Annotated in this window: 5 protein-coding genes; all 5 read left to right on the forward strand. The window is 44.2% G+C overall.

Going from position 1 to position 5,151, the window contains the following annotated elements; all coding sequences use genetic code 11:
* Nucleotides 1-153 precede the first annotated feature (153 nt).
* Nucleotides 154-942, forward strand: a complete 789-nt coding sequence (locus H8S11_RS13580; RefSeq protein WP_186853516.1) for an SDR family oxidoreductase — start codon at nt 154-156, stop codon at nt 940-942.
* A 983-nt stretch (nt 943-1,925) separates the two neighbouring features.
* Nucleotides 1,926-2,954, forward strand: coding sequence for a TRAP transporter substrate-binding protein (locus H8S11_RS13585; protein WP_186853517.1), 1,029 nt, complete (start codon nt 1,926-1,928; stop codon nt 2,952-2,954).
* Between the two features lie 64 nt (nt 2,955-3,018).
* A complete protein-coding gene (locus H8S11_RS13590) occupies nt 3,019-3,582 on the forward strand; it encodes a TRAP transporter small permease (RefSeq protein WP_186853518.1) in 564 nt (187 codons plus the stop codon).
* 15 nt (nt 3,583-3,597) lie between these two features.
* A complete protein-coding gene (locus H8S11_RS13595; RefSeq protein WP_366461188.1) occupies nt 3,598-4,887 on the forward strand; it encodes a TRAP transporter large permease in 1,290 nt (429 codons plus the stop codon).
* Nucleotides 4,888-4,936: 49 nt separating this feature from the next.
* Nucleotides 4,937-5,151 (forward strand): aminotransferase class III-fold pyridoxal phosphate-dependent enzyme (locus tag H8S11_RS13600; protein WP_207722000.1); only part of this gene is annotated, 215 nt, incomplete at its 3' end.

Genomic DNA, 5,151 nt, shown 5'->3' on the forward strand with positions numbered 1-5,151 from the left:
ATGGCCTGCAGCCTGACCAACTGCCTGACTGGATGAAGAAGCGGGGCATCAAGAAGTAATATCGCTGACTTTTAGGGCCGCCTCGGTCGTCACACGCGACGGCCGGGCGGCCCGCCCCTTTTGGGTGCTTAAGATGGAAAGGATGGACGGACCATGGAATTGGGACTGAAGAATAAGAGTGCGTTGGTTTTGGCCTCCAGCAGCGGATTGGGGAAGGCTATCGCAATGGAACTGGCACGGGAAGGAGCCCGGGTCATGCTCTGCGGTCGCTCTGAGGAGCAGCTGAAAAGGGCACAGCAGGATATCCTGAACGCCACTGGAAACAAGCCGAAATATCTGGCCGGGTCTATCACCGATCCCCGGTATATCCAGGAGCTGGTCCAGACCACAGTGGAGAAATGCGGTCCTATCTTTGCCCTGGTGAACAACAGCGGAGGTCCCAAACCGGGCCCCTTTGACTCCTTTGATGACCAGGCTTGGCAGGATGCCTATGAGCTGTGCCTACTCAGCTATATCCGGACGATCCGTGCTGTTTTGCCTTATATGAGGGCCAATGGAGGGGGCCGTATCCTGTGCTCTACATCCTCCTCTGTGAAGGCGGCGCTGAACGATTTGATCCTGTCCAACACCTTCCGTATGGGGGTGGTAGGGCTGGCCAAGACCCTGAGTCAGGAGCTGGGGCCGGACAACATTCTGGTCAATGTTATCGGTCCCGGCCGGGTGGGAACTGCCCGCATCGACCAGCTGGACCAGATCCGGGCTCAGAAGGAAGGATTGTCGGTGGAGGAGCTCCAGCATAAGGCATTCCACGACATTCCCCTTGGCCGGTATGGTCGGCCTGAGGAGTATGGGCGTATGGCCGCATTCCTGTGCTCTGAGGCCAATACCTATCTCACTGGACAGACCCTGCTGATGGATGGAGGTATGGTGAAGGCGTATTGAAATCTAGCGGATGAGAGCATAGGGAGCTGGGATATTTGATATCCCCTTAATAGGGGTAATTTTTTAGGCGCCTGATAACCTCGGCAGATACTGCTTTGGCGGTATCTGCCGAGGACTTTTTTGTCTACGCAGGTTCTGTCATGCTCCGCGTCTCGCCTTGCGGTGTGACCATGTACTCACTCTCGTTCTAGTGGATATCCACTGGATGCCCTTAGGGCGCAGGAGATATAATTGATTTGGGTTTATCTAAATTATATATATTTTAGACGATAAATTTTATTGACATTGTCGCTTTGTATAATTATAATGTAAATATCTTATGAATAGCAAGCACAATGATGGCGCCATCATTGTATTCTCACGGTGTGAGAATACAATTCATGTTATAGCCAGAACCAAGAAGCGCAGCCCAGAATGGGGGACATAGGATAAATAAAAAAGAGTCCATAAAATAAAAATCTTTCGCAAACGACTAAGTCGAATGCTCAGTCTGTTCCTGATAGCCTTTAATGGTTCTGAATATTGTTGGAATTCCCTTCTAGGGCGTTGCCCTGACTAATCGTCAGTACAGGGCGGTGCTCTTTATCTGGTTTGACTGTTTTTTACACAGATCTTCTTTTTTACGGTTAAACTATTGTATGTTTCGACGCAATTATGTTCTTAAACATTTTGGATATCTGGCTCTTTTCACCTGCCATCAGTTTGGTAAAAAGGAAAATTTTCTTAATTAAATGAATTATGGCTTTACAGATAATTAGAAGAACTTACATTTATAAAAATATAGTCTAAAAAGGTTAACAAAAATTGTAATTTTATTGATATTAAAAAAATAATATTTATTATCTGATGATATGCCAATATACGCGATGTAGTGTGGTAGCTTATGTGATAATAAATATGAATTAGATAGGGGTGGATAAGCCAAATAGTAAAATACATGGTCAAATAGGGAATCAAATTTGAGAAAAAGGAGAATGATTAAAATGAAAAAAAGACTGAGTTGTGCGCTGATTCTTGCTTTAACCACAGGTTTATTGATTTCTTGCGGGAGCAAAGACGGATCTGTTTCCAATGCTGGGGGAAACGGCGCTGCTGGAAGTGCAAAGGAAATTGTCCTGGGACATGTGTATGCCGAAGACCATAATATAAATCGTGCATCTCTTCAGTTTAAAGATTATATCGAAAAAGAATCTGGGGGTAGCATGACTGTAAATATCCAGCCCAACAGTGTCCTTGGTGGCGATGAGGATATGCTGGAAATGTGTGCGTATGGCACCGTTACATTGATGACGCCTTCTGTGGCCTCTTTGGAAACCTATGCGGCAGATTGGGGTGTGTTGAACCTCCCCTATTTGTATGACTCTGTTGAAGATGCGTTTGAGGCTGCTGATGGTGAGCTGGGAGACTATCTAAAGAGTACTTTGGATGGCACAGAATATATCTGCGTTGGCTTCAATTCCAATGGTACCCGTAATATGTCAAATAATGTGCGCCCGATTACTTGTATCGAGGATCTCAAAGGAATTAAGATGCGCGTAATGAACAGCAGTACATATATTAAGTGGATGAATGCTCTGGGTGCTAACGCTACCCCGATGGGTTTCAATGAGGTCTTTACCGGCCTTCAGCAGGGAACTATCGATGGTCAGGAAAATGGAGCCGCTATTGCTTATACTTCTGGGTTTAACGAAGTGCAGAAATATTTCAGTGTAACTGAGCATGTATATGATATGAATGCAATCATCTGTAACCGTGCTTTTTATGAAAGTTTGACAGATGAGGAAAGAGAGATTTTTGATACAGGTATCCGTACCTATATGGAAGATTGGCAACGCAATACAGAGGTCAGCGAAGACGGAGAGTATATTGCTAAGTGGGAAGAAAGCGGTTGTGCAGTAAACTATTTGGAAGATGACAAGAAAGAAGCGTTCCGCGAGGCACTGACTCCGTTGTATGAGGAAGCAGAGGCAAACTTCCCTGAAGCATGGGAAGCCTTGAGCAAGTATCGTTAAACTTTGTGAACTTGAATTAGTGTTTTTAGATATGTAATAAATAAAAGAGTGATGTATTCTCTGGATGATAGAAATTCCGGAGAATACATACACTAAAATGGGTAAAAAGGAAAACGATATGAATGGTTTAAAAAAAATAACACATAGAATCAATAAACTGGAAGAAGTTTTTTTGGTAGCTACATTAGCAGTTTGTGTAGTTGTAATTTTTGTACAGGTAATTGCTCGATATGTGTTTAACAACTCGATTTCTTGGAGTGAAGAAGGCTGTAAGTATCTCTTTGTTTGGATGATATGGATGGGCACTGACTTTGCGGCAAGAGATCACTTGTGTATTGAGATTATCAGTGGCCGGGTTAAAGGTAAAGCAAAGTTAGTTTTGGATATCGTAGTGAAACTGATGTGGCTGGGGATCTGCCTGTTTTTTACATTTAATGGTCTGGAAGTGGTTCAGTCCATGATGCAACGCGGAAAAGTGGCTTCGTCTATTCCGTGGCTGAAAGTTTGGGTGGTTTATTTGGTTATGCCTGTGAGCCAAGGAATGCTGAGTATCCGGGTTATAGCACAGATTGCCGAAGACATCATGAAGATAATGGGTCGTGGGCAATTGGCTGACGGATCAGTATAAGGAGGACTTAGATTTATGGAGATGCAAATTCTAGTTCTGTTCGGAGTCTTTCTGATAACGGTATTCATTGGTGTGCCAATTGGCTATTCTATCGCGTTAGCTACCTTGGTGGTTTTAGCCGGTTTTACGAATACTCCGTTAGCGATGATTACACAGAATTGTGTTAGTGGAGTGAATTCCTTTTCGCTGATGGCGATTCCATTTTTTATCCTGGCTGGCAATTTGATGAGTACGGGCGGTGTCGCAAAAAGAATCGTTAACTTTGCGGATACTTGTATAGGGTGGATTACTGGTGGACTGAGCTTAGTGACAACCGCAGCTTGTATGTTTTTTGCGGCGATTTCTGGTTCGGCTATGGCTACCTGTTCTGCCGTTGGTGCCATCATGATTCCTGAGATGGAGAAGAAGGGGTATCCACGTCCGTTCAGCGCTGCTTTGGCAGCCTCTGCCGGATCCATTGGCGTTATTATCCCCCCGTCCGTTCCTTTTGTTATCTATGGTGTCGTGACCGGTACATCCATTGGTGATATGTTTATTGCGGGTTTTCTGCCAGGCATCATGATGGGAATTGCGATTATGATTGCCTGTGTAGTGATGAGTAAAAAATATGGTTACCAAGGGGCGAGTTCAAAACCGACGGGAAGAGATGTCTGGATTTCTTTTAAAGACGCCTTTTGGGCATTGTTGGCACCTGTTATTATTTTGGGTGGAATTTATGCGGGTATTTTTACGCCAACAGAAGCGGCTGTCGTTGCGGTGATATATTCTATTTTTGCCAGTGTAGTAATTTATCGTGAAATGACACTGAAACAGCTCTATGCTGCATTTGTAGATAGCGTACGGTTAAATGGTAATATTGTTTTTATGGTTGGTACTGCGACTGCATTTGCAAGTTACCTGTCATTGAAGCAAATTCCAGTTTTAATTGCGGCGTTTTTGACAAGCTTAACCAGCAATCCTATTATTTTGATGCTGATTATCAATGTGTTCCTTCTATTTGTGGGATGCTTGATGGATAATATTCCTGCGACTATCATTTTGTCACCGATTCTCCTACCTGTTGCATTGGAATGTGGACTATCAGCCGTTCAGTTCGGTGTGGTGCTCACCATGAACTTGGCAATTGGTTTTGTGACACCCCCTTATGGCTCTAACCTATTTGTGGCTACATCCATTTCTGGTGTAAAGATAGAGGCTATGCTAAAGTATGTATTGTGGTTCATTGGTGCGTTGCTAGTTGTTTTGATGCTAACAACTTATGTTCCATTCTTTACACAAGGTATTGTAGAAATAATCAATGGTTGATGACCTAGATAATGATTTTATTCAAAAATATTTTTAGGAGGAATTTCTTATGACTCAGCATGAGAGAAGCAAGGTACTCCTGCCCCCAATGGCGATGCACGCGGAGACAACGCCCTGTGTTGTAAGGGGAGAAGGCTGTTATCTGTATACGGAGGATGGCCGGAAGATTCTGGATATGGCATCCGGTATTGCCACGAACGCCCTCGGCCACTGCCACCCCAAGGTGATCGCTGCCGCTGAGAAGCAGCTGCATACTCTGATCCA

The sequence above is a fragment of the Flintibacter hominis genome (assembly GCF_014287965.1).
Classification (GTDB): domain Bacteria; phylum Bacillota; class Clostridia; order Oscillospirales; family Oscillospiraceae; genus Lawsonibacter; species Lawsonibacter aceti.